This is a genomic window from Bifidobacterium sp. LH_424 (genome assembly GCF_056356895.1).
Genome location: NZ_JBKEVC010000004.1, coordinates 136,018 through 159,798 on the forward strand (window position 1 = coordinate 136,018; position 23,781 = coordinate 159,798).

24 protein-coding genes and 2 rRNA genes are annotated in these 23,781 nt (G+C 66.3%); 6 read left to right on the forward strand and 20 right to left on the reverse strand.

The window, feature by feature from the left end; translation table 11 throughout:
• Nucleotides 1–31: 31 nt before the first annotated feature.
• The 5 genes from xerD to AC1AYP_RS05530 all read right to left on the reverse strand — a co-directional run bounded on the left by xerD (nt 32) and on the right by AC1AYP_RS05530 (nt 4,461).
• Nucleotides 32–967, reverse strand: coding sequence for a site-specific tyrosine recombinase XerD (gene xerD, locus AC1AYP_RS05510; protein WP_476544920.1), 936 nt, complete (start codon nt 965–967; stop codon nt 32–34).
• A gap of 119 nt (nt 968–1,086) precedes the next feature.
• The gene (rplT, locus tag AC1AYP_RS05515) at nt 1,087–1,470 is read right to left on the reverse strand and encodes a 50S ribosomal protein L20 (RefSeq protein ID WP_476502331.1); all 384 of its coding nucleotides are present in this window, start codon (nt 1,468–1,470) and stop codon (nt 1,087–1,089) included.
• 52 nt (nt 1,471–1,522) lie between these two features.
• Nucleotides 1,523–1,720 carry a 50S ribosomal protein L35 gene (gene rpmI / locus AC1AYP_RS05520; RefSeq protein ID WP_034526016.1) on the reverse strand — a complete coding sequence of 66 codons (198 nt, stop codon included), beginning with the start codon at nt 1,718–1,720 and terminating at the stop codon, nt 1,523–1,525.
• On the reverse strand, nt 1,701–2,420 hold the full coding sequence (infC, locus tag AC1AYP_RS05525) for a translation initiation factor IF-3 (protein WP_034526013.1): 720 nt from the start codon (nt 2,418–2,420) through the stop codon (nt 1,701–1,703). Before infC ends, rpmI begins: the two co-directional genes overlap by 20 nt.
• A 280-nt stretch (nt 2,421–2,700) precedes the next feature.
• On the reverse strand, nt 2,701–4,461 hold the full coding sequence (locus tag AC1AYP_RS05530) for a spermidine synthase (RefSeq protein ID WP_476547074.1): 1,761 nt from the start codon (nt 4,459–4,461) through the stop codon (nt 2,701–2,703).
• 39 nt (nt 4,462–4,500) lie between these two features.
• Between AC1AYP_RS05530 and AC1AYP_RS05535 the strand changes: the two genes are divergently transcribed.
• The 3 genes from AC1AYP_RS05535 to ybaK all read left to right on the forward strand — a co-directional run bounded on the left by AC1AYP_RS05535 (nt 4,501) and on the right by ybaK (nt 7,119).
• On the forward strand, nt 4,501–5,250 hold the full coding sequence (locus AC1AYP_RS05535; RefSeq protein ID WP_476547076.1) for a thiamine diphosphokinase: 750 nt from the start codon (nt 4,501–4,503) through the stop codon (nt 5,248–5,250).
• 206 nt (nt 5,251–5,456) lie between these two features.
• Nucleotides 5,457–6,515: a type I glyceraldehyde-3-phosphate dehydrogenase gene (gene gap, locus AC1AYP_RS05540; RefSeq protein ID WP_034526007.1), complete on the forward strand. Its 1,059-nt coding sequence runs from the start codon at nt 5,457–5,459 to the stop codon at nt 6,513–6,515.
• 94 nt (nt 6,516–6,609) lie between these two features.
• Nucleotides 6,610–7,119: a Cys-tRNA(Pro) deacylase gene (gene ybaK, locus AC1AYP_RS05545; RefSeq protein ID WP_476502327.1), complete on the forward strand. Its 510-nt coding sequence runs from the start codon at nt 6,610–6,612 to the stop codon at nt 7,117–7,119.
• A 151-nt stretch (nt 7,120–7,270) separates the two neighbouring features.
• Here ybaK and pyrE read toward each other — a convergent pair whose 3' ends face one another.
• The 7 genes from pyrE to pyrB form a co-directional block, all read right to left on the reverse strand.
• Nucleotides 7,271–7,972, reverse strand: a complete 702-nt coding sequence (gene pyrE / locus AC1AYP_RS05550; RefSeq protein WP_476502326.1) for an orotate phosphoribosyltransferase — start codon at nt 7,970–7,972, stop codon at nt 7,271–7,273.
• Between the two features lie 39 nt (nt 7,973–8,011).
• Nucleotides 8,012–8,983, reverse strand: a complete 972-nt coding sequence (locus AC1AYP_RS05555) for a dihydroorotate dehydrogenase (protein ID WP_476502325.1) — start codon at nt 8,981–8,983, stop codon at nt 8,012–8,014.
• Entirely contained in the window at nt 8,971–9,798 is an 828-nt protein-coding gene (locus tag AC1AYP_RS05560) for a dihydroorotate dehydrogenase electron transfer subunit (RefSeq protein WP_476544924.1), read from the reverse strand. Before AC1AYP_RS05560 ends, AC1AYP_RS05555 begins: the two co-directional genes overlap by 13 nt.
• A 55-nt stretch (nt 9,799–9,853) precedes the next feature.
• Nucleotides 9,854–10,801 carry an orotidine-5'-phosphate decarboxylase gene (pyrF, locus tag AC1AYP_RS05565; RefSeq protein WP_476502323.1) on the reverse strand — a complete coding sequence of 316 codons (948 nt, stop codon included), beginning with the start codon at nt 10,799–10,801 and terminating at the stop codon, nt 9,854–9,856.
• A gap of 93 nt (nt 10,802–10,894) precedes the next feature.
• A complete protein-coding gene (locus tag AC1AYP_RS05570; RefSeq protein WP_476502322.1) occupies nt 10,895–12,343 on the reverse strand; it encodes a dihydroorotase in 1,449 nt (482 codons plus the stop codon).
• 9 nt (nt 12,344–12,352) lie between these two features.
• Nucleotides 12,353–12,787: an aspartate carbamoyltransferase regulatory subunit gene (locus AC1AYP_RS05575; RefSeq protein WP_476502321.1), complete on the reverse strand. Its 435-nt coding sequence runs from the start codon at nt 12,785–12,787 to the stop codon at nt 12,353–12,355.
• The gene (gene pyrB, locus AC1AYP_RS05580) at nt 12,787–13,749 is read right to left on the reverse strand and encodes an aspartate carbamoyltransferase (protein WP_476502416.1); all 963 of its coding nucleotides are present in this window, start codon (nt 13,747–13,749) and stop codon (nt 12,787–12,789) included. Before pyrB ends, AC1AYP_RS05575 begins: the two co-directional genes overlap by 1 nt.
• Nucleotides 13,750–13,956: 207 nt before the next feature.
• On the opposite strand from pyrB, the gene AC1AYP_RS05585 reads away from it, so the two are divergent.
• Nucleotides 13,957–14,721 (forward strand): MurR/RpiR family transcriptional regulator, encoded by a 765-nt coding sequence (locus AC1AYP_RS05585; RefSeq protein ID WP_476502320.1) that lies wholly within the window; start codon nt 13,957–13,959, stop codon nt 14,719–14,721.
• Here the strand turns inward: AC1AYP_RS05585 and AC1AYP_RS05590 are convergent.
• The 4 genes from AC1AYP_RS05590 to AC1AYP_RS05605 all read right to left on the reverse strand — a co-directional run bounded on the left by AC1AYP_RS05590 (nt 14,672) and on the right by AC1AYP_RS05605 (nt 18,891).
• Nucleotides 14,672–15,301: a sugar O-acetyltransferase gene (locus AC1AYP_RS05590; RefSeq protein ID WP_476502319.1), complete on the reverse strand. Its 630-nt coding sequence runs from the start codon at nt 15,299–15,301 to the stop codon at nt 14,672–14,674. The two genes, AC1AYP_RS05585 and AC1AYP_RS05590, sit on opposite strands and share 50 nt — an antisense overlap.
• Nucleotides 15,302–15,311: 10 nt before the next feature.
• A complete protein-coding gene (locus tag AC1AYP_RS05595; protein ID WP_476502318.1) occupies nt 15,312–15,941 on the reverse strand; it encodes a sugar O-acetyltransferase in 630 nt (209 codons plus the stop codon).
• Between the two features lie 142 nt (nt 15,942–16,083).
• Nucleotides 16,084–17,064, reverse strand: a complete 981-nt coding sequence (locus AC1AYP_RS05600) for a LysR family transcriptional regulator (RefSeq protein WP_476547078.1) — start codon at nt 17,062–17,064, stop codon at nt 16,084–16,086.
• A gap of 105 nt (nt 17,065–17,169) precedes the next feature.
• Nucleotides 17,170–18,891 (reverse strand): NAD-dependent malic enzyme, encoded by a 1,722-nt coding sequence (locus tag AC1AYP_RS05605; RefSeq protein ID WP_476547080.1) that lies wholly within the window; start codon nt 18,889–18,891, stop codon nt 17,170–17,172.
• A gap of 206 nt (nt 18,892–19,097) precedes the next feature.
• Here AC1AYP_RS05605 and AC1AYP_RS05610 point away from each other — a divergent pair, with 206 nt between their 5' ends.
• Entirely contained in the window at nt 19,098–20,594 is a 1,497-nt protein-coding gene (locus AC1AYP_RS05610; protein ID WP_476547082.1) for a DASS family sodium-coupled anion symporter, read from the forward strand.
• Between the two features lie 101 nt (nt 20,595–20,695).
• Complete coding sequence (locus AC1AYP_RS05615; protein WP_476532884.1) at nt 20,696–21,337, forward strand: alpha/beta hydrolase; 642 nt, start codon at nt 20,696–20,698, stop codon at nt 21,335–21,337.
• Between the two features lie 44 nt (nt 21,338–21,381).
• On the opposite strand, the gene AC1AYP_RS05620 is transcribed toward AC1AYP_RS05615, so the two are convergent.
• From AC1AYP_RS05620 to AC1AYP_RS05635, 4 genes are all read right to left on the reverse strand, one after another.
• Nucleotides 21,382–22,227 carry an HAD family hydrolase gene (locus AC1AYP_RS05620; protein ID WP_476547084.1) on the reverse strand — a complete coding sequence of 282 codons (846 nt, stop codon included), beginning with the start codon at nt 22,225–22,227 and terminating at the stop codon, nt 21,382–21,384.
• Nucleotides 22,228–22,232: 5 nt separating this feature from the next.
• Nucleotides 22,233–23,117 carry a Cof-type HAD-IIB family hydrolase gene (locus AC1AYP_RS05625; RefSeq protein WP_476502312.1) on the reverse strand — a complete coding sequence of 295 codons (885 nt, stop codon included), beginning with the start codon at nt 23,115–23,117 and terminating at the stop codon, nt 22,233–22,235.
• A 266-nt stretch (nt 23,118–23,383) separates the two neighbouring features.
• Nucleotides 23,384–23,500, reverse strand: a 5S ribosomal RNA gene (gene rrf, locus AC1AYP_RS05630).
• A gap of 156 nt (nt 23,501–23,656) precedes the next feature.
• Nucleotides 23,657–23,781, reverse strand: a 23S ribosomal RNA gene (locus AC1AYP_RS05635); the annotation flags it as partial.

Consider the following 23,781-nt stretch of genomic DNA (forward strand, 5'->3'; position numbering starts at 1 on the left):
TACCTTATCATCATTGGTGCGCCAATCCGGCTCATCGCGCGCGGGGATGCGCGGTCAGATACGTCTCGATGAGGTTCTCCGGACTCACGTGGGTGTAGATCTGCGTGGTGGTGACGGAGGCGTGGCCGAGCAGCTCCTGCACGGTGCGCACGTCCGCGCCGCCCTGGATGAGATGCGTGGCGAACGAGTGGCGCAGCGTGTGCGGGTGCAGCGGACGCGTGATGTGCGCGCGCTCCCCGGACGCCTTGACGACCTCCCACACGGATTGGCGCGACAGACGCCTCCCCCGTTTGTTGAGGAACACGGCCCGTCTCTCGGGCCTGCCGGAACGGTCGCGCGCCTCCAACGCGGGCCGGCCGAGGTCGAGGTAGCGCGTCATCGCCGTGCACGCGTAGCCGCCGACCGGCACGAGCCGCTGCTTGGAGCCTTTGCCCATGAGACGTGCCACATGCTGGTCCGCCAGGTCGATGTCGTCGAGGTTCAGGCCCACCGCTTCGGAGACGCGGCATCCGGTCGCGTACATGAATTCGAGCAGCGCCTTGTCGCGCAGCATGACCGGGTCGTCGCCGGCGGTCGGCACCGCGTCGAGCAGACGCGCCACCTCGTCCACGGTGAGCACGTCCGGCAGCGTGGAGGTCCCCTTCGGCGCCTTCACGTCCGCGGAGACGTCCTCGCCGACCTCATGCCGGCCGAGCGCGAACCGGTGGAGCTCGTGCACGGCGGCGAGACGGCGCGCCTTCGAACGCGCGGATTCGCCGTCCGCGTCCAATGCGGCGACGAAGTCCTCCACGTCGTACCGCGTGACGCCGCGCAGGTCCGTCACGCCGCGCGAGCGCAGGAACGCGACGTAGCGCGCAAGGTCCGACGAGTATGCGGCGACCGTCGCCTTCGCGAGCCCGCGTTCCACGTCGATATGCGCGGAGAACTGCTCCAGCAGCCTTCCGAATCCGTCGTTTCCGTCGGTCACGATGCTCCTCCCGTACCCCCGTATCGTCCGATCATATCGGCGATGCCGTGCGGCATCCCGTCACAAACACGAAGACCCCGCGCGTGCGGGGTCTTCGATCAGGATTCGCGTCAGCGGAATCAGGCGGCCTTCGGGGCGTTCACGTCCTCCGGAAGGGCGGCCTTGGCGGCCTCGACGATGGCCTTGAAGGCGTCGGCGTCGGAGATGGCGAGCTCGGCGAGGGCGCGACGATCCAGCTCGATGCCGGCGAGGTGCAGGCCCTGGATGAAGCGGTTGTAGGTAATGCCCTCGGCGCGGACGGCGGCGTTGATGCGCTGGATCCACAGCTTGCGGAAGTCACCCTTGCGGGCCTTGCGGTCGCGGAAGTTGTAGTTGAAGGAGTGGAGCAGCTGCTCCTTGGCCTTGCGGTACAGACGGGAGCGCTGGCCGCGGTAGCCGGAGGCCCTCTCGAGAACGACGCGACGCTTCTTGTGGGCGTTCACTGCGCGCTTGACACGTGCCATATTTCTATTTCCTCAGCTTTCTGAAGTTTGCAGGTCTTGTCTCTGGTCAGGCTCAGCGGGCGCCCAGGAGGCGGTTGAGCTTCTTGGTCTGCGGCGTGGGCAGAACCTCGTCGGCCTTCAGCGCGCGGCGCTGGCGGGCGGACTTGTGCTCGAGGTTGTGGCGCATGGCGCTGCCGGCCGCCATCAGCTTGCCGGTGCCGGTGCGGCGGACGCGCTTGGAAGCGGCGGAATTAGTTTTCATCTTCGGCATTGCTGCCCTCCTTGTTGGTGTGCTTCTTGGAAGTCGTGGCGGAGACCGAGGCCTTCGCCTCCGCGGCGGCCTGCGCCTGCGCCTCCTGCTTGGCGGCGAGACGCGCGGCCTGTCGGGCCTGGCGCTCGGCGCGGGATTCGGCGCCGCGGCGTCGCTGCTCGGACTGGGTGTGCACCTTCTTGCCCTTGGGCGCAAGCGTCATGATGATGTTGCGGCCCTCCTGCTTGGGCTTGGACTCGACGGTGCCGTACTCCTCCACCTCGGCGGCGAGACGCTGCAGCAGTTCCACGCCGCCGATCGGGCGGGACTGCTCACGGCCGCGCAGCATGATGGTGACCTTGACCTTGTCTCCGCCGTTGAGGAAGCGGACCACATGGCCCTTCTTCACGTCGAAGTCGTGGTCGTCGATCTTGAGGCGGAAGCGGATCTCCTTGATCTCGGCCGTGTTCTGATTGCGGCGGGCCTCGCGGGCCTTGATCTTCTCGTTGTACTTGAACTTGCCGTAATCGATGAGCTTGGCGACCGGAGGCTTCGCGTTGGGCGCCACCTCGACGAGATCGAGGTTCGCTTCCTTCGCCAGGTTGAGGGCGACCGAGGTCGCGATGACTCCCACCTGTTCGCCGTTCGGGCCGATCAGGCGCACCTGCGAGACGCGAATCTCGTCGTTAATGCGTGGTTCGTCGCTGATGATGACTCCAATCCTCTGATTTCCGTAGCGGAGCCCATCCGTAAGACCTCATACCGTCTCGATTCCATGGCATGACGACATGGCATCGCATACACACGCGTTGCATCACATCGGACGTTCCTGACGTCGCTCGCGCATCACCCGAGGATGCGCCGGCCATTGCCGTGGACCCGAGGCCGTGAAAGGCTTCCAGGTGGGGTTGCCCCGCTTTCTTGATTTCTCAAGCCAAATGGAGAGTCTACCACACCCCCGGACATCGCCGCCCTGCGTGTCGCGGGCGGACGGGGACGCCTCACCGCATCTCGCGCAGCAGTCCGCCGACGCCCTCCTTCCTCAGGATGTCGCGGTACGGCCCCGCCTGTTCGGCGATGATGTTGTCGATCGCCCGCATGCCGAGCAGTTCGACGGGCGCGTGGTCGTCGGTGAGGATCAGCGACCGGTCGCCGGAGCCGGTCGACGGGTCGCGCACCGGCGTCATGCGCGAGGCGACCTCGCTCATGTACGCGGCGAGCGCGCCGTCGTGCGTGCGCTCCCATGCCGCGGCACGGAGCGCCGTCGCCTTCACGTCGTCGCGCATGCCGCTGCCGACCGGTTCGGGGACGGTGGCGATGCCGCCGGTGCGCCGCCACGAGTCGCTGCATCCGTCGTAGCGTTTCAGTTCGGCGGCGGTGGGCGCCTTGGCGAACAGCTCGCGGTTGGTGGTGCCGGGCACGTCGGCCGTGTAGGTCGTGCCGATGCGGCACGCACCGTCGAACACGTTGGCGATGGTGGTCTGGAGCGCCTCGTTGATGGAGCCGCGTCCGTCGGAGACCATGTTCATGTTGACGACCATCACGCCGCCGGGATTGAGATGGTTCCTGACCATCGTGAAGAACTCGTCGGAGCTCATCTGGAACGGGATGGTGATGTCCTGGTACGCGTCGACCATGATCACGTCGTACCGCTCCCGGGACGCGGCGAGCCACGCGCGTCCGTCGTAGGTGGCGACGGGCACGTCGTCCGGCTCGTCGAAGTATTCGCCGGCCAGGCGCGTGATCTTCGCGTCGATCTCGACGCCCTGCACCTTTATCTTCGGATAGTAACGCCTCAGCTGCCGCGCGTAGGTGCCGGTGCCCATGCCGAGGACGAGCGCGGAGCGCGCGTGGTCGGCGAGCGCGGGCGCGGCGAGGGCGGTGTCGTAGTACATGCCCGTGAGCCCCCGGTCCTTCATCGTGACGGACTGCACGCCGAACAGCACGTTGGTGGACAGGATGGTCCGGTCGGGCAGGTTCTTCACCTGCAGGTAGTTGTAGATGGACTCGCCCTCGTAGGCGAGCGTCGAGGAGTCCTCCCAGAACGCGAATCCGCTCATCGGCGAGAGCACGGCGGAGACGGCGAACACGACGGCCGAGACGGCGCAGGCGACGCGTCTCGCCCGCATCGAGACGAAGTAGACGATCGGGATGGCGAGCAGCAGTCCGGAGAAGACGAGGAACGTGACGAACGTGCCGACGGCGGGAATGGTGACGAACGTGGGCAGGAACGTGCCGAGGATCGAACCGATCGTGTTGCATGCGGACAGACGCCCCACGACGGACGCGTTGTCGTCGAGCGAGTCGGTGGCGAACTTGTTGAGTCCGGCGGTGACGGTGCCGAGCAGGAACAGCGGCGGCACGAAGACGACCATGCAGCTGGCGAACGCGGCGATGACGAGGAAGTTCGTGGAGACGGTCACGATGAGCAGCCCGGAGACGAGGAGGACCACGTATTTGCCGACGAGCGGGATGAGCGAGATCCACACGGCGGCGGCCATGATGCGCAGGTACAGCTTGTCCGGATCCGGGTCGCGGTCGGCCCACCTGCCGCCGAACACGGCGCCCAGGGCGAGCGCGATCATGATGGTGCCGATGATGATGGTCCACACGATCTGCGAGCTGGAGAAGTAGGGCGCGAGCAGGCGCGACGCGCCGAGCTCGGCGGCCATCACGGCCATGCCGGAGAAGAACTCGGTGACGTACAGGAACGTCTTGGATCTGAGGATCGGCCGCTCGCTCGCCGCTGTTTTCACTGCCATGGGACGAACACTAACGCGTCTCGCGTACACTGGACCGGTATGTGTGCGGATATCGAGGGACGCGTGTGCGTCGTGTTCGCGGCGGGCGAATATTACGCCTCGCCGGACTATCGTCCGATCGTCGTGCCGGACGGCGCGTTCGTCGTCGCGGCGGACGGCGGGCTCGACCATGCGCGCGGGGCCGGCGTGACGCCGGACGTGGTGGTCGGCGATTTCGATTCGCTCGAAGGCGATCGCCCCGCGGCCGGTGCGGGCACGATCGCGCTGCCGCCGCTCAAGGACGATCCGGATCTGCTGAGCGCGTTGAAGGTGGCGTGGTCGCGCGGCTGCCGCACGTTCCACGTGTACGGCGCGCTGGGCGGGCGCATCGACCATACGCTCTCCGCGATCCGGCTGATGGCGCTCGTCGCGCATCATGGCGGCATCGGGTTCCTGCACGGCGACGGCACGGTCGTGACGGCGATCTGCGACGCGCGGCTCGACTTCCCGGCGAACGACGTGGCGGCCGGGCGCATGGTGTCGGTGTTCTCGCATTCCGACGTCTCGCGGGGCGTGGACGAGCCGGGACTCAAATACGAGATGCTCGACGGCACGCTCACGTCCGACGCGGTGCAGGGCGTGAGCAACGAGTTCCGTCCGGGCGTGCCCGCCTCGGTGGGCGTGCGCGAGGGCACGCTCGTCGTCACCTTCCCCGCCGAGGCGCCGATGCCGCGCGTGACGCGGCGGCATCCGTTCGGCGGCGATCTGGGCGCGCTGGACACGCGCGTCTCGCCGCTGCTGCGGGGCTGACGACGCCCGCGCCGTGCTTTCGCCGCCGGCGTCCGGCCGCCCTGATACCACTCATGTGAACGCTCACGGAATTTTCGGGATTTTCGGCTGAAACACGATGGAAGACGTTGCGTTTCGTACAGACGACGCACTAGAGTGGTCGATGTTGGTAAACAATGGCTCCGGCGTGCCCAGCGTGCCGGCGTCACCCTACAAGGGAGAATTACATGACAGTTAAGATTGGTATCAACGGCTTCGGTCGCATCGGTCGTCTCGCCTTCCGTCGCATCTTCGAGCTCCAGGCTCGCGGCGGCCAGGCCGGCGACATCGAAGTTGCCGCCATCAACGATCTGACCACTCCGGCCACGCTGGCCTACCTGCTGAAGTACGATTCCACCCACGGCACCTTCCGTCACGACGACGGCACGCCGGTCGACGTGAAGGCCACCGAGGACTCCATCGTCGTCGACGGCAAGGAATACAAGGTCTACGCCGAGAAGGACGCCAACAACATTCCGTGGGTCAAGAACGACGGCGTCGAGTTCGTGCTCGAGTGCACCGGCTTCTACACCTCCGCCGAGAAGTCCCAGGCCCACCTGAACGCCGGCGCCAAGAAGGTCCTGATCTCCGCCCCGGCCAAGGACGACGTCACCCCGACCGTCGTGTTCGGCGTGAACCACGACATCCTCAAGGCCTCCGACAACATCGTGTCCGCCGGCTCCTGCACCACCAACTCCATGGCCGCCATGGTCAAGCTGCTGGACGAGAAGTTCGGCATCAAGGCCGGCTTCATGACCACCATCCACGCCTACACCGGCACCCAGATGCTGCTGGACGGCCCGCGTGGCACCAAGTCCGGCCGCAACCTGCGCGCCGCCGGAATCAACACGATCGCCCACTCCACCGGCGCCGCCAAGGCCATCGGCAAGGTCGTCCCGTCCGTCAACGGCAAGCTGCAGGGCCACGCCCAGCGCGTGCAGGTCCCGGACGGCTCCGTCACCGAGCTGACCACCGTCCTCAACACCGAGACCACCGCCGACGAGATCAACGCCGCCTTCAAGGCCGCCTTCTCCGACACGGACTACTACGGCTACAACGATGAGGGCATCGTCTCCTCCGACATCCTCGGCGACACCCACGGTGGCGTCTTCGACCCGACCCAGACCGACGTCAACACCATCGACGGCGTGACCCTGGCCCGCACGGTCTCCTTCTACGACAACGAGTACGGCTTCACCTCCAACATGATCCGTACCCTGCTGTACTTCGCCGAAATCTCCGAGTGAGCCCACGCGGATCCGTCCGCATCGCTTCACCGCTGATATAAGGTGAATGAAACCCCCGCCCTTCCGGCGGGGGTTTCTTCGTATCATGGGAGCCATGGCGAAGAAAAAGAAGCATGAGAAAGGCGCCGGTTCCACGCCGGCCACCGTGCAGTTGGAGAAGGCGGGCGTCGCGTTCACGCCCTACGAATACGAACACTCGAACGACCACATGGACGACGGCTACGGTGTGGAGGCCGCCAAGAAGCTCGGATTCGACGAGCATCAGGTGTTCAAGACGCTGATGGCGGACACGGGTTCGGAACGCGTCGTGGGCGTCGTGCCGGTGTCCGGCCACATGGATCTCAAGGCCCTCGCCGCCGCGGTGGGCGCGAAGAAGGCCGCGATGGCCGACCCGAAGGTCGCGATGCGCGAATCCGGCTACGTCGTCGGCGGCATCTCCCCGCTCGGCCAGAAGACGCATCACAAGACGGTGCTCGACGAAAGCGCCCTGCAATTCGACACGATCCTCGTCTCGGGAGGCAAGCGCGGCTTCTCCGTCGGCGTCTCCCCCACCGATCTTCTCCAGGTCCTCGACGCCACCGCCGCCCCCATCGGCACCTGGTGACCGTTCACCCTCCGACCGTTCATCTCCCAGCTCCCCCTTGAGGGGGAGCTGTCCGCGAAGCGGACTGAGGGGGTGTCTCGCGCAACGAATGAGGCTCCTGCCGCCCGGTGTCACGGGCGGCAGGAGCCTCACCGATTCGATATCCCGAACGTCACGCGCCGTACTGTTCGAGATACGCGTCGGCCGCGGCCTTGATGGCGTCGGTCACATACGGCTCGCCGGAATCGGTGAGGATCGAACGTCCCGCCTCGAAGATCTCGCGCACGTTCGCGATGGCGAACACCGGGAAGCCGAACTCGGTCTCGACGGCCTTCACCGCGGACAGGTCGGAGTCCTTGGTCTTCTCCATGCGGTCGACGGACAGCACGAGGCCCACGACCTCGACGTCCGCCTCGGCCTTGAGCTTCGGGATGACCTCGCGCACGGCGGTGCCGGCGGTCATCACGTCGTCGACGAGCAGCACCTTCATGCCGTCCTTCAGCTGGGTGCCGACCATCATGCCGCCGTCGCCGTGGTCCTTCTTCTCCTTGCGGTCGAACGTGTAGCCGACCTCCATGCCGTGGGCGGAGGTGAGGGCGATCGCGGTGGACACGCCCAGCGGGATGCCCTTGTACGCCGGTCCGAACACGGTGTCGATGTCCTTCGGCAGGTTGCCGGCCTCGATTTCGGCGGCGATCTTCTCGGCGTAGAACGCGCCGAGCGTGGCGATCTTGCGGCCGTCGTCGAACGCGCCCGCGTTGATGAAGTACGGGGACTTGCGTCCGGACTTCAGCGTGAAGTCGCCGAACTTGAGCGCCTTGGATTCAAGCAGGAACTGCGTGAATCGGATGTCGAGCGATGCGTTGTCGGTCATGTCTTTTCCTTCCTTCGTTGCGGAATCGGCCAATGCCGCTCAGCGCCAGGTCTCGCCGGCGGCGAGCTTGGCGGCAAGTTCGGGACGGTCGTCGAGCAGGTCGTCGAGCTCGCGGGCCACGCGCAGCGGCGCGACCGGGTCGAACAGGGCGGCCGCGCCCACCTCGACGGCGTTCGCGCCCGCATACAGGTATTCGAGCGCCTTCTCGCCGGAGTCGATGCCGCCGATGCCGATGATCGGGATGTCAGGCAGCACGGTGCGCGTGCGGTAGACGGCGACCAGGCCCATCGGCAGCACGGCCGGACCGGACACGCCGCCGGTCGTGTTCGCGATAATCGGCTCGCCGGTGCGGATGTCGATGCGCATGCCGAGCAGCGTGTTGATCATGCTCAGCGCGTCGGCGCCGTGTTCGACGGCGGCGCGCGCCGGCACGGTGATGTCGGTCACGTTCGGCGTGAGCTTGATAATCATCGGCTTGTCGGTCATCGGGCGCAGACGGTCCATGAGCTTGGCGAGCGCGACCGGATCGGTGCCGACGCTCATGCCGCCGTGCGTCACGTTCGGGCAGCTCACGTTGATCTCGAGCATGTCGGCGTCGGAGTCGGCGAGCTTGGCGACGACGGCCGCATAGTCGTCGTCGCAATGTCCGGCCACGTTGGCCACGACGGTGGCGCCCGCCTTCTTGAGCTTGGGCAGGTCGTCCTCGAGATAATGGTCGACGCCCGGGTTCTGCAGGCCGACCGCGTTGATGTTGGAGGCGGGGCCCTCGGCGGTGCGCGGCGACGGGTTGCCCTCCCACGGTACGGGCGAGCAGCCCTTGGTGGAAACGGCTCCCAGCTGGCTCACGTCGTAGAACCAACGCACGGCCGCGTACTGGAAGGTGCCGGAGGCGGTGCCGACCGGGTTCTTCCAGGTGACGCCCGCCACTTGGGTGGAGTGCTTCCACTCGTGGGCCTCATACAGGTTGATGTGGTCCGTGTGCTTCGCGTCGGTCATGTTCACTTCCCCCATCCGAGCTGTTCGCGGGTGAACACCGGTCCGTCGGCGCACACCTTGAGTCGTCCGTCCACGGTGTCCACGGTGCACAGCACGCAGGTGCCGTAGCCGCAGCCCATGCGCTGCTCCATGCTCAACTGGCAGGCGAGGTCGCGTTCCGCGGCCCATGCGGCGACGGCCTTCATCATCGGCAGCGGTCCGCAAGACAGGATCACCGTGTCGAGTCCGTCGACGGTGAGTCCGCCGTCGGCTTCGAGCCGGTCGAGCAGGGTGATGACGTTGCCTTCCGACTCGTCGATGCTCACGGTGGTATCGGCGTACGGCTCGACGAACTTGTCGGCGAAATGCTCGTTGCGGTAGCCGAACACGGCGGTGGTGCGCGTCGCTGGGTCGTCGGCGAGACGCTGCGCCGTGTAGATGAGCGGTGGCACGCCGAGGCCGCCGGCGACGAGCACGTAGTGGGCGGCCGTCTTCGTATGGAACGGGCGTCCCAGGGGGCCGAGCACCTGGATCGTGTCGCCGGCCTTGAGCTGTGCGAATCCGGCGGTGCCCTTGCCGACGACGGCGAAGATGACGCTCACCTCGTCGTCATGCGTCTCGCTCACGCCGAACGGGCGCGGCATCGGCATCATCGGGTCGTCGGTGAAGATGTTCACGAACTGCGCGGGGCGTGCGTGCTCGGCGATGTACGGGTCGCGGAAGGTCAGCCGGACGACGCCCGGCGCGGGTTCGGTGACGTCGGTGACGTCGACGGGATGGCGCGGCGGGAAGAATCCCGCGGCGACGGCCTCGTTCACCACGTCATAGGTCGGAGTGAAGGTGGCGCTCATGGTGCTCCTTACGTTGGTCGGTGGTCGGTCTGTTTCGGTGTTGCGGATCCGGGGGCTACAGCACGGCGCGCAGGTCGTCGCGCATGCGGATGGCCGCGTCGCGCGCCGTCTCGTCGACGAGCGCGAGCGCGTCGTCGGCGGACATGGACGGGTTGTAGCGTCCGTCCTTCTTCCATGCGCCGATGATGCCGCGCGACGAGTTGACGATGGCGCCGGAGCCGTCCGCGTCGAACATGCCGCGCACGTCGGCGGCGGTGCCGCCCTGGGCGCCGTAGCCGGGCACGAGGAAGAACGTGTGCGGCATGCGCTTGCGCAGCGCCTTGCCCTCCTCGGGGTGGGTGGCGCCGACGACCGCGCCGACGCGCGAGTAGCCGTGCGTGCCGATCGAGTCGGCGCCCCAGCCTTCGACGAGGTCGGCGACACGCTCGTACACCTTCGATCCGTCGGCGAGGTCAAGCATCTGCAGCTCGCTGGACGAGGGGTTGGAGGTGCGCACGAGCACGAACAGGTCCTTGTCGCTTTCCTTGGCGGCGTCGACGAACGGGGTGATGCCGTCGGTGCCGAGGTACGGGTTGACGGTGACGGCGTCGACCTTCCATGGGTCGAAGCCGTCCACGCCGGTGAGCATGTGCGCGTAGGCGGCGGCCGTGGAGCCGATGTCGCCGCGCTTGGCGTCGGCGAGCACGTACAGGCCGCGGCTGGCCGCGTAGTCGCAGGTCATCGTGTACACGTCGACGCCGGCGGGGCCGAGCGCCTCGTACATGGCGATCTGCGGCTTGACGGCGGGGACGATGCCGGCGACGGCGTCGATGATGGTGCGGTTGAACTCGTAGAAGGCGCTGGCGAGCTGTACGGCCGGCGCTTCGGCGGGGTCGTCCACCGAATCCCTGACCTCCTCGGCGAGTCCCGCGACCACCTGCGGCGGCACGAGCGCCTCGGTGGGGTCGAGTCCGACGACGCTCGGGTTCTGCGTCGCCTCGATGGCGTCGATCAAGCGGTCCATGCGTTTCCTTTCGTTGAAGTCCTTATCGTTCACCCCGGCCCCCGCTGGCGGGGGCCGTCACGCAGTGACTGGGGGTGGTTGTCGGAAAGCCCGTCACAGTCGGCTGAACACCATCTCGCCGCCGATGATGGTGGCGAGCGGACGTCCGGTCACCTTCCATCCGCCGAACGGGGTGTTGCGCGCCTTGGAGTGGAAGGCCTCCGGGTCGACGGTCCAGTCCTGGGACGTGTCGAGCACGACGAGGCCGATGCCGGTCGTGTCCTTCACCGCGCCCAAGTCGAGCACGCGCCTGGCGTCCGGTTCGCGCGAGGCGTCGGTCTCGCGGTCGAGCAGCGCGGTCACGTCGGTGGCCTCATGGCCCATGAGACGCATCGGTTCGACGCTCATCAGTTCGATGAGGCGTTCGTCGGAGATGTATCCGCCGTCGACGAGGGTCTTGTGGCACACGCCGTACGCGCATTCGAGGCCGATGATGCCGTTGGGGGCGTCGAGGAAGCCGAGCCCCTTCTCCGCCATGGTGTGCGGCGCATGGTCGGTGGCGAGCAGGTCGACGGTGCCGTCGGCGACGGCCTCGCACGTGGCCTTGCGGTCCTCCTCCGAGCGCAGCGGCGGGTTCATCTTGGCGAGCGTGCCGTACGTGAGCAGCGCCTCGTCGCTCAGGGAGAGGTAGTGGGGCGCGGTCTCGCAGGTGACCGGCAGACCCTCGGCCTTGGCGGCGCGGATCGCCTCGAAGCTGCCGGCGGTGCTCACGTGCTGGAAGTGCACGTGCACGCCGGTCTCGCGCGCCTTGGCGATGTCGCGCGAGACGATTCTGAGCTCGGTGTCCTCGGGGATGCCGGGCACGCCGAGCTTGCGCGAGACGGGACCCTCGTTCACCGCGCCCGTGTCGTGGTGCTCGCAGTGCTCGATGAGCGGCAGGCCGGACTCCTTGGCGAGCGCGAACACCGCATCAAGCGTCTCCGGGGTGACAGCCGAGCCGTCGTCGCTGATCGCGGTGACCGGATGCGCGAGCTGGTCGGCGTCCTTGGTCTCGTCGCCGACGCCCGGCATGTGGCGGCGCCAATGTTCGAATTCGGTGGCCTCGCGGCCGGCGCGGCCCTTGGAGGCGCACACGCACAGGTCATAGCGCACGGGCAGCGTCACGCCATGGTCCGCCGAGTAGTGCTGCAGGAAGTCGATGACGTCGTTCCTGCCGGAGGACAGCACCTCGTCGGCGCCGGGGGCGTCCCGGCCGACAATCGTCTCGCCGTCCATCGCGGGCACGGTGTTCGGCATGATGAGGACGTCGGTGTATCCGCCGGAGGCCGACGCGGCGCAACCGGTGACCATCGACTCCTTGTAGGTCTGGCCGGGGTCGCGGAAGTGCACGTGCGGGTCGGCGAATCCGGGCGCGAGCGTGAGCCCGGTGGCGTCGATCTCGAGTCGCTCGAACCCGGCCGCGCCGGAGCGCTCCCCTTCCAGGACGGATCCCGCGGCGAGCGGCACCTTCACGTCGATGATCTCGTCGGTGTTCCACACCTTGATGTTGCGCAGCGTCGGCATATCGGCTCCTTACAGTTTCGCTTCCTCGTCGCAGTAGTCGCAGCGGTACTCCTGGCGCTCGGAGTGCGTCAGGTGGAACATCTGGTCGATGCCGCGTTCGGTGGTGGTCACGCAGCGCGGGTTGCGGCAGGTGAGGATGTTCACCACGTGTTCGGGCAGCGTGGGCGTCTTCTTCTCGACGATCCTGCCGCCGCGCACGATGCCGACGGTCGCGGTGCGCGCGACGAGGCCGAGCACGTCGAGGTCGATGGACGGACCCTTCTTGCCGTCCTCGTCCTCGATCTTGATGATGTCCTTGCGGCCATACAGGTGGCTGTCGGTGTTCATGATGAGGGCGAGCTTGGTCTTCGCCGGGTTAATCTTCAGGTAGTCGAGCACCTTCAGCGCGGTGCCGGCGGGCACGTGGTCGATGATGATGCCGTTTTGGATGCTGGTGACCTCCATCAGGCCTGGACCTCCTTGTTCTCGAACGGTTCGTAGCCGGGCAGCTCGTCGCCCATCACCGTGCTCTCGAGCGCCATGCGCATGAGCATGCCGTTCTTCACCTGCTCGAAGTAGGCGGCGCGCGGGTCGTCGTCGACCTCGACGGCGATCTCGTTGATGCGCGGCAGCGGATGCAGCACGGCCATGTCCTTCTTGGCGTGGGCGAGCTTGTCCTCGTCGAGGATGTACGTGTCGCGAAGACGCAGGTAGTCGTCCTCGTTGAAGAAGCGCTCCTGCTGCACGCGGGTCATGTACAGCACGTCGAGGTCGCCGATCACGGAGACCAGGTCCTTGACCTCCACGTAGGAGCAGGACGGGGTGGCGTCGATGCGGTCGAGCACGTACTGCGGGGTCTTGAGCTCGTCGGGGCTGATGAGCACGAAGCGAACGTTGCCGAAGCGGCACAGCGTCTCGATGAGCGAGTGCACGGTGCGGCCGAACATGAGGTCGCCGCACAGGCCGACGGTCAGGTCGGTGACGCGGCCGAAGCGCGACTGGAGCGTGGCGAGGTCGGCGAGCGTCTGCGTGGGGTGCATGTGGCCGCCGTCGCCCGCGTTGATGACGGGCACGGAGGCGGCGCGGGAGGCGACGAGCGCCGCGCCTTCCTTCGGATGGCGGATCGCGACCACGTCGACGTAGTTAGACACGGTCTTCAGGGTGTCGGCGATGGATTCGCCCTTGGAGACGGAGGCGAGCTGCGCGCCGGCGAAGCCGATCACCTTGCCGCCGAGACGCAGCATCGCGGTCTCGAAGCTCAGACGCGTGCGGGTGGAGGGCTCGTAGAAGAGCGTGGCCAGCACCCTGCCGTCGCAGGTGTGCGCCACCTCCCTGCGATGCGCGTCGATGTACTGCGCCTTGTGCAGCAGATCGGTGATCTGGGGGATGGAGAGATCGTCGAGCGAGATGACGCTCTTGCCGAGCATCGGCGTCTCCGCCGGTTCCTGTTCAGTTGACACGGCTCACCTTTCGTGTGTGAAACGGACAAGGTGGCCACTAACGTGACCTATCCGACTATAGACCATTTCTCCGACGCACGCCGCACAAGCCGTCCCCCGCGCGTCACCTTCCGTTCACCTTGCGCGGGCGTGCGGCGGATCGGTCGCACGCCATGCGCGCTACAGTACGTAACCATGTTCACCTTCGAGCAGCTGGAACGCTGCAACCGCACCGAGCTCGCGATCTGCCGGTTCGTCTCCGCGCATCCGGAGGCCGCGGCGTACATGTCCGTGCGCGAGCTGGCCGCCGCCACCTATGTCTCGCCGTCCACGGTGATGCGCTGGTACGCGCGGATGGGATTCGATGGGTTCGACGCGTTCAGACGGGCCGCGCGCGACGCCGCCGAACGTCCGGAGCAGGGTCCCGTCCCGCAGGCCGATCTGGGCGAGTTGTCGTTGTTCTTCTCCCGCGCCGACTCCCCCGCGTTCGAGGCGATGCTCGGCGAGGCGACGTCGCTGCTGGAGAAGGCCGACCCGATCGTCTTCATCGGCGAGGGGTCGTCGGGCACGATCGCCGACTACGGCGCGCGCCTGTTCGCGAATCTCGGCCTGTTCGCCATCGGGTTGACGGACGCGTTCTATCCGTCCGGGACGTTCGCCCGACCGGGCATGGCGGTCGTCGCCGTGTCGGAGAGCGGCGAGACGCCGAAGCTGCTGGAGACGGCGGAGGGCTTCGCCTCGCGCGGCGCGAGGCTCCTCGCGTTGACGAACACGCCCGGCAGCACGCTGGCGGGGATGTGCGACTGGTCGTTCGCCGCCGGTCTCGCGCCGGAGCGCGTCAACGGCGGCTACAACGCGACCAGCCAGCTGCCCGCCGTGTTCGTCATCGAATCGTTGGCCCGTCGTCTCGTCAGACTGCGCTCCGATGCGGATCGGCCCGATCGGCCCCGTTCCCGTTGATCGGCCGCAGCACACGGCACGGGTTGCCGACGGCGACCACGTTCGCGGGGATGTCGCGCGTGACGACCGATCCGGCGCCGATCACCGTGCCGTCGCCGATGGTGACGCCCGGCAGCACGATGACGCCGCCTCCCAGCCAGCAGCCGCGCCCGATGCGGATCGGCCTGGCGTACGTGTTCCACCGGTAGTGCGCGTCGCCTGGCTTCCAGCCTTCCGCGAGCCGGTCCGCGAGCTCCACCGGATGCGTGGCCGTGTACAGCTGCACGTTCGACGCGATGAGCGTGTCCGATCCGATGTCGATCGTGTTGCAGTCGACGAACGTGCAGTTCATGTTGACGGACACGTTGTCGCCGATGCGGATGTTGCGCCCGTAGTCGCAGATGAACGGCAGGCCGACGGACACGTTCGCGCCGATCGAGCCGAACAGCGATTCGAGGATCTCGCGTTTGCGTTCCTTCGCGTCGTAGGGCAGCCGGTTGTATTCGGCGAGCAGCCGTCGCGCGGTGTTCTTGTAGTCGAGGAATATCGGATCGTGGCAGTCGTAGATCTCCCCCGCCATGCATTTGTCGAGCTCGTTCATCGTCCTCTCCTCACTCGGTCACGTCGAGGCGACGGTCGTGCCAGTAGTATTCGCGGTCGTGTTCGCCGATCGGGCGCACCACCTTGCATGGCACGCCCACGGCGACCACGTTCGCGGGGATGTCATGCGTGACGACCGAGCCGGCGCCGATCGCGCTGTTCTCGCCGATGGTGACGCCCGGCAGGATGCTCACGTTGGAGCCGACCCACACGTTGCGTCCGATATGCACCGGCAGCGCGTACGTGTAGTGGTGTTCGCGCAGAATCGGCAGGATCGGGTGTCCCGCGGTGGCGATGGTGACGGACGGTCCGAACATCGCGTAGTCGCCGATCCATATCTCCGCGTCGTCGACCATGCTCATGAACGCGTTGATGTAGATGCCCCTGCCGAGGTGCACGCGTCGGCATCCGTTGTTCGCGTGCAATGGAGTCTCGATGTGCGCGCCTTCGCCGACCTCGGCGCACATGTCTTTGAGCAGTTCGGCGCGGCGGTCCTGTTCGGTGGGTTTGGTCTGGTTGTACTCCCACAGCTTGTCCTGCCATGCGAGCTGTCCGTCCATGATGGCCGGGTCGTCGTAGTGGTACGGCAGTCCCGCGTCCTTGCGCGCCACGTTGTCCATCGTCTCCCGCGTATCCACCATGCGTGTTCCTCGCCTTCCGTCCGCTTCGCCGCCGATCCGCGGCACGACTCCCATGGTAGCGTTGCCATGGTTCGCGGGCCCGTTCCGGCGGCCATCCGGTACGTTCCGTGCCGGATCAGGAACGGCCGGCGGGCCCGGAGGATCAGCCCGCCAGCCGCCGCCCGATGACGTCGAGGAAGGCGTCCGCCCCGTCCCGGCGGCGGCGCGCGTCGGGATGCGAGGAGGTGTCGTCGAACACGTAGACGTCGAAGGTGGGCAGCGTCGCGCCCGTCACCGGCATGAACGCGATGCGTCCGTCGCCTTCCACCGCGACGGACGCCATCAGTCCGACGGCGATGCCGGACGCGATGATCGACTTCATCGTGCCGACGTCGGCGACCTCGATGATGTCCGTGGGGTCGATGCGGGAGCGGATGAACGCGCCCGCCGCCTTCGAATGCACGAAATCGTCGGACAGGGTGACGAACCGCATGCCTCGCATCGCCTTCCCGTCGGACAGGTCGAACGTCATCCTGCCGGCGAGCGCCGTCGCGGCCGCGCCGGCTTTCGCGTAGGCGAGACCGAACGGGAACGACGCAATCCGGAACGTGCGCGCGACGCCGAACGACGGCGATGATTCGACGGCGGCGACCGCGCCGAAATCGACCGTATGCCGTTCGATGGCGTCGAGGAGCCGGCGCGATCCGACGGATTGCACGGTGACCTCGCCGTCGAGTTCGCCGGACAGGGTGTGTGCCAGGGCGTCGATGGTCTCGTCGCCCAGCAGGTAGGCGGAGATGATCGGCGGCAGGCCCACGGAGTAGGAGACGGTCTGGTCGTCGCCCTCCGCGAGGTCCGACCGTCCGGCACGCGCGATCTCGTCGGGCAGGCGGTTGATCTCGTCGAGGATCGCGGCGGTGTGGCGGATGAGGGCGAGGCCGGCCGGGGTGAGCGTCGCCTCTCCCCCGGCGCCGAAGCGGCGTCGTTCGATGAGCGTCGCGCCGAGCCGCCGTTCCAGCCGTTTGACCGCCTGGGAGACGGTGGGCTGGGAGACGCGGGCGGCCGCGGCCGCATCGGTGAAGCTGCCGAGTTCGGCGACGAGCTGGAAGAACTCCAGATCGCGGATGTTGTCTATCGATGCCATGAGCCGCCTTGCCTTGAGGTTCCTCACGCCATTGTAGCGTGGTCCCCGAGGCGAGGCGGCTCCGATCCGACCGCGGCGGCGCCCGCCACGGTGTCCGTCCGCGGCTCAGCCGATGCGCCAGGTGTTCGCTTCGACGGCGGCTTCGACGTCCGGCACGGGTTCGCGGTTGAGGCTTTCGGCGATGGCTTGTTCGGCGACGGCGACGGCGACCCTGCGCGAGATCTCCTTCAGATCGCTGACGGGCGGCAGGACGGCGGCGCCCGGCTCGTCCACGTCGATCATGCCGGAGATGGCGTGCGCGGCGGCGAGCAGCATGCGGTCGCTGACGAGCCGCGCCTTGCCGACGATCGCGCCGAAGCAGATGCCCGGGTACATGAGCGCGTTGTTGCCCTGGCCGATGTGGTAGGTCACGCCCTCGTACTCGACGGGCGCGGACGGGGTGCCGGTGATGACGAACGCCTTGCCTTCGGACCAGCGGATCACGTCGGCCGCCTTCGCCTCGGCAAGTTCGGTCGGGTTGGAGATCGGGCACAGCAGCGGGCGTTCCACGTGGGCGCACATGGCGCGCACCACGCGCTCGTCGAACGCGCCGGGGCGGGTGGAGGTGCCGATGAGCACGCTCGGTTGGAACGCGTCGACCACGGACGCCAGGTCGGTCGGATCGGCGAGCGACGGGAATTCGCCGGCCTTGCGCGCGTACTTGCGTTGGCCGTCGGTCAGTCCGTCCTGGCCTTCGACGATGAGACCGTAGCGGTCGACGAGCGCGACGCGTCCCATCGCCTCGGCGCGGTCCATGCCGCCGCTGACGACGAGGTCGTCGACGAGCTGGTCGGCGATGCCGACGCCGGCGGTTCCCGCGCCGAAGACGAGGATGCGCGTGTCGTCGTAGGAGGTGCCGGCGATGCGGCGGGCGGCGACGAGCGCGGCGAGCACGGTCACGCCGGTGCCCTGGATGTCGTCGTTCAGGGTGAGCACGTCGCCCCGGTAGCGTTCGAGGATCGGCGCGGCGGTGGGGCGTCCGAAGTCCTCCCAGTGCAGCAGCGCGTCCGGGTAGAGCTCGAGGCAGTCATGGACGAACGCGTCGATGAACGCATCGTAGCGTTCGCCGCGCACGCGCGGGAAGCGGTTGCCGACGTAGCGCGGATTGTCGAGGAGCTCCTTGCGGTCGGTGCCCACGTCGATCATGACGGGCAGGACGCGGGCCGGGTCGATGCCGGCGGCCGCCGTGTAGACGGCGAGCTTACCGGTGAGGATCTCCGCGCCCTGCGCGCCCCAGTCGCCGATGCCGAGGATGCCTTCGCCGTCGGTGGCGACGATCAGGTCGATGTCGCGGCCTTCGGCGTACTGGCGCAGCGCATCCTTGATGCGCTCGGGGTGTTCGATGGACACGTAGGCGACGTCGGAACCGAGATAGTACTTGTCGTACTGCATGATCGACTGGGCGACGGTGGGCGCGTAGACGATCGGCATGTATTCGGTCAGATGCTTGGACATGCCATGGTAGAACAGACGGCGGTTCTCGCGGCACACGCCCATCAGGAACAGGCGCTTGCCGAGATCGTCACCGATGCTCCGGAAACGCTCGTACACGGTCTCCTCCTGCATGTCGAGCGACTGCACGGCGGCGGGCAGCAGGCCGTCCACGTCGGCGATGACGCGTTCGTCGATCGTGGCGGCGAGGCCGCGGTTGGTGAAGGAATCCTTGAGTGTGGCGAATCCGGTCATGGTGTCGCTCCTTTTCCTTGTGTTCGGATGTCGGTTCAGGTCCTGTCGTCGGCTTCGTCGCCGCGTCGCCTCATACGATAGGAGCGGACCGCACGCCCCCACAAATAAGCGGGACCACTATGACGACACGCCGTTCCCCGCAACGGTTCCGACGATTCGCAACGGCGTGCCGGAACAGTCGGCCCCCATATAGGCGTCGCTTATTTGCGGGTGCCGAAGCCCACATCGTAGCCTTGGGGCAATCGGTCGCATCATCCGTTCCCTCCACCGATGAAGTCCGGAGGGACAGCCCCAATGAAGGAGTCACGATGACCATGTCCATACCGTTGAAGTCTTCCCCGAGCGCGCAGTCGGTCTCCGCGACGCCGGCGGCGGCCAAGGCCGCAGCCTCCATCCCGCATGCGCAGGCGCTCAAGGCCGCTATCTGCATCGCCGTGACCCTCGTCATCTACGTCGTGCCCGTGCCCGACGGCCTCACCGCCCAAGGCATGCACATGCTGGCGATCTTCCTCGGCACGATCCTCGGGCTCATTCTCCAGCCGCTGCCCACGTCCGCCGTGGCGATCATCGGATTGACCGTGGCGATGCTCACCGGCACGATGGATCCGAAGACCGCCGCGTTCTCCGGTCTCGGCTCCGCGTCGATCTGGCTGATCGTCGCCGCGTTCTTCATCGCCCAGGGATTCGTGAAGACCGGACTGGGCCGACGCATCGCGCTCGTGTTCATCAGCCTGCTCGGCAAGTCCAGTCTCGGCATCTCCTACGGTCTGACCGCGGCCGATCTGCTGCTCGCACCGGCGACGCCGTCGAACACGGCGCGTCTGGGCGGCATCCTGTTCCCGATCATCACGTCGATCAGCGACGTGCAGGAATCCACGCCGAAGTCCGATGAGTCGCGCCGCCGCATCGGAGCGTTCCTGTGCATCACCGCGAACAACGTGAACGCGATCACCTCCTCCATGTTCATCACCGCAATGGCCGCCGGCCCGGTGGTCGCCCAACTCGCCTCCGATTCGGATGCACCGATCTCCTGGGGCACATGGGCTCTGGCCGCAATCGTGCCCGGCCTGCTGTGTCTGATCGTCATCCCCGCGCTCGTCTATCTCATCTACCCGCCGAGCGTCAGGCACGTGCCGAGCGCGCAGGCGGATGCGAAGGCCGAGCTGAAGTCGCTGGGACGCCTGTCCGTCAAGGAGTGGATCATGCTGCTCACCTTCGCGGCGATGCTCGTCCTGTGGGCGACCGGCCAGATCACCGGCATCAACGCCACGACCGTCGCGTTCCTCCGCGTCGCCGTGCTGCTCGTCACGGGCATCATCACATGGAAGGAGATGGCGGCGAACTCGTCCGCATGGTCCACGCTGATCTTCTTCGGCATCCTCGTCGGTATGGCCACCCCGTTGAACGAACTGGGGGTCACCGAATGGGCGGGCGCGTTCATCGCCGATTCCATCGAAGGCTGGTCCTGGCCGGTGGTGCTCGTCCTGCTCACCGTCTGCTACTTCCTGCTGCACTACATGTTCGCCTCCGAACTCGCGCAGGTCGTGGCGATCTACACGCTGTTCCTGTCCGTGGCGGTCGCGGCCGGCGCTCCCCCGATGGCGACGGCGCTGCTGCTCGGCTGCACGTCCGGTCTGATCGGCGCGATGACGCATTACGCGTCCGGCCCGTCCGCACTCATCTACGGCGCGGGCTACGTGAAGACCGCCGAGTTCCTGCGCGTCGGCCTGGTATGCGGCGTGGTGACGGTCGCCATCTATCTGACCGTCGGTCTGGGATGGTGGAGACTCATCGGCCTGTGGTGACGGCCGGGCTCCCTCTACACTGAAGACACTGAAGGAAAACGTGCGTCGCGTGTCACGGATGGCATGCGACGCACGGCCATGTGCGACAGGAAGGAACGATCATGCGTCTCAGTTCGGTGAACCGTATCGAAACCATCGCCACGGACGGCGATGGGAGGGCGGCCGACGACCGTCTGTTCGTCATGTTCCACGGCTACGGCAACGATGAGCGTGAGATGATCCGCGTCATCGACGGCGTGTATGCGGGGACGGGACGGACCCCGAGCTACCTGTCGTTCCACGGCACCTACGACCGCGATTATATGGGCGGCGCTTACTGGTATCCGGACGGTTGCGGCGTCGAGGAGCGACGCCGGGAGTGCTCAGCGGTGGGCGATGCGGTGGTCGCGCTGCTGGATTCGCCGATGTTCGCGTCCCGGCGGAAGATCCTCGTAGGATTCTCGCAGGGCGGCTATATGTCCTACCGCATCGTGCGCGAACACCCCGACGTGTTCGATGCGGCGATTCTGATGAGTCCGTCGTTCAAGGGAGAGGAGACGACGGACGGTTCGGCGATCGGCGGCGATACACGTTTCCTGCTGCTCTACGGTTCCGAAGACCGCACGATCCCAATCGACGACCAGCGTACCGCGCACCGTGTGCTCGGAGAGACCGGTCGCCTCGAATCCCGCGAATACACCGGCATGGGCCACGCCATCCGTGAGACGGAGATCGAGGACATCAGAAAGTTCATTGAACTTTGAACTTTCCTATTCCGCCCTTCCTCCGCCGTGTCGCGGCTTGCGAATCAGATTAGACCGAGATGCCGGAAGGCGACGGCGATGCCGTCCTTGTCCACCGCGGTGGTGGTCCAATCGGCGATGGCCTTGATGCCGTCGGTCGCATTGCCCATGGCGACGCCCACGCCGGCCGTTTCGATCATCTCGGTATCGTTCTCCGAATCGCCGATGGCGATGGTATCGGCGATGTCGACGTCATACAGACCGGCCACGTATGCGAGTCCGGTGCCTTTGTCGATTCCCGGCGTCATCCCTTCGCCGTTCGTCGGCGCCTCCAATCCCATCGAACCGCTGACGATGTGGAGATGATCGCCGACGGCTTCACGGATATCGTCCAACGTGAGTCGTGACGAGGGTGGTGCGAAGAACGTGCATTTCGAGGCGGGGACGAGTTCGCCGAGATCGACGTGATCAAGCCAGGCGTCGGCTTTGCTCGCTTCGAGTACACGCCACCAATCGCCGCCGTAGTCGGCGCGCAGGTTGCGGCGCACCCAGTCGACGTGCGCCATATATCCGGCCGACGCCCATAATCCCTGTGACGACTGCCACATGTAGTTGACGCCGATCTCATCGAACACGCGCGTAACGCGCGTCACCGTCTTGGGATCGATGAACCGGTCGAGCAGCACTTTGCCGCCGATCTCGATGTAGGCGCCGACCGAACCGACGATGCCGTCGAATCCGGGCGCGAGCACGTCGTCATCGATTTCGGGACGCGAACGCCCTGTATCGATGAAGACGAGATGTCCGTTGCGTTGCGCGGTATGAATCGCGTCAAGCGTGGATGGGGCGATGATATGGTCACGCCCGAACAACGTGCCGTCGATGTCGAGGAAGATGATGCTGCGGTTCATGTTCTTCACCTTTCACCGTGTCCTGTTTCCGTGGTCCGACGCCCGATCAATCCAAGTCGTGCGAACGCGTGCGCCAGACCATCCTCTTCGACGTCGTCGGTGACGAGATCTGCGGCCCGCTTGACGTCGGGCGACCCGTTACCCATTGCCACGCCATAGGCACAGTATTCGAGCATCGGCACGTCGACGGCCGCATCACCGAATGCGATGGTGTCGGCCCGATCGGCACCGAGATATGCGAGCAGGCAATCGATGGCATGTGCTTTGGTGATGTCCTTGACACCGAGATCGCCCCATAGGGCGGTCGCTCCCCTACCGCCCCAGGTGCCGTTATGCATGTCGTCGAATTCCTGTTCGGCATCGAGGAAATCCTGTTGGGAGCCGAGCACGTAACTGATCTTGTTCACGTCATCACGATACAGTTCGCCGCCGTAGATCATGTCCGGGTATCCGTCGTGAACGGTCATCGTATCCGCATTCGTTTTGCCTTTGCGCGCCGAATAGGCGCGTACAGCCTCCAACGCACCGTTCTCGAAATCCCTGCTGGCGAACAATCCGCTGTTGCTTTCCAGATAGAACGCGAGTCCACGCGCGTCCAACCAGTCGACGGCGCGCGTGCACTGGTCGAGGCTCAATGTCCGGTGCATGACGATTTCGCCATCGCTCTCCACATAACTGCCGTTACCACCGATCATGCCGTCCAGCCCGATCTCCCATAATGGCGGATAGACCTCGGCTTTGCTACGACCGGTGCAGATGTAGATCCTGTGTCCATTCGCACGGGCTTCGCGAATCGCCCCGACGGCGGAGTCGGGCAGGTTGTTCTCATAATCGACGAGCGTCCCATCCACATCAAGAAAGATGATTTTCGGAGTATCGGCGGGCATCATCGCTGCCTTTCTCTTGGCGGCCGCAGGACACAGAACATCATACCGCAACATATTTCAACAAGCGAAGGTTATATAGATTTTTCCCCGCCCCGCAAGAGCTACCCAATGTCGGAGTGTGTTTCCTCCCGCTGGCGGGAGGTGGCGCGCGGCACGCGCGTCGGAGGGTGGTCCCCGGCGTGCCGGCGGGGGCGCGTGTGGCGGGTGGGTTCGGATATGCGAGGGCCCTTGGGAGCTGTTGCTCGACCAAGGGCCTTTCTTATCGTGTGATGCGGCGGCGTGCTACTCTCCCACACTCTCTCGGGTGCAGTACCATCGCCGTGCCAGGTCTTAGCTTCCGGGTTCGGAATGGGACCGGGCGTCTCTCCTGGGCTATGACCGCCGCAAATCTTCTCTTATCAGGGATGTTCCTCCCCGGATGCTGGTGGTTCGGGGACCGGATGGTGGACGCTGTTGATCGCTTGGGTTGTGACGTCACGGTTGCTCCGTGTCGCGTGCATTCGCAGAAAGAGGTTGATGCCGTCCCCTATAGGAGGGGATGAATGTGTGTCGCGCTTCCCCGTTAGTACCGGTCGGCTCCACCCCTCGCGGGGCTTCCACGTCCGGCCTATCGACCACGTGTTCTGCATGGGGGGTCTCAGGAACCGTGGTTCCCTGGGAATACTTA